This is a genomic window from Streptomyces fildesensis (assembly GCF_016107395.1).
GTDB classification, from domain to species: Bacteria; Actinomycetota; Actinomycetes; order Streptomycetales; family Streptomycetaceae; genus Actinacidiphila; species Actinacidiphila fildesensis.
Genome location: NZ_JAAIKO010000218.1, coordinates 1 through 355 on the forward strand (window position 1 = coordinate 1; position 355 = coordinate 355).

The 355-nt window shown below is 69.6% G+C and carries 1 protein-coding gene; it reads right to left on the reverse strand.

The window, feature by feature from the left end:
* Positions 1 to 84: 84 nt before the first annotated feature.
* Positions 85 to 354: a PspA-associated protein PspAA gene (pspAA, locus tag C6N31_RS47275; RefSeq protein WP_307811620.1), complete on the reverse strand. Its 270-nt coding sequence runs from the start codon at positions 352 to 354 to the stop codon at positions 85 to 87.
* Position 355 lies beyond the last annotated feature (1 nt).

A 355-nucleotide genomic window follows, 5' to 3' on the forward strand; every position in this document is an offset into this window, starting at 1 on the left:
CCACGTACACCAGCCCGAGCAGGAACATCGTGACCACCATGCGGGCGGTCAGCTGGCGGTCGGGCTCGAAACGGCTTCGCATTGTCATCGCCCCGGGATCAGACCCTCGTCGGACAGAAGTTCCCGCACCTGCCGCAGACTGCTGCCCTCGTCGGGCAGCACCAGGTCGGAGGGCGTGATCCTCTCATCCAGCAGCGGCGTGCCGAGAGTGCGCACCGCGCCCAGCAGGGCCGCCAGGGCGAAGGCGAACGCGGCCTCGCTGCCCGCGTCGGCGGCCGACTGCAGGGCGGAGTCCAGCTTGTTGAGCCGGTCCAGGTGCTGGTCGGCGATCTCGTACTGGCCCTCGCCGAGAATC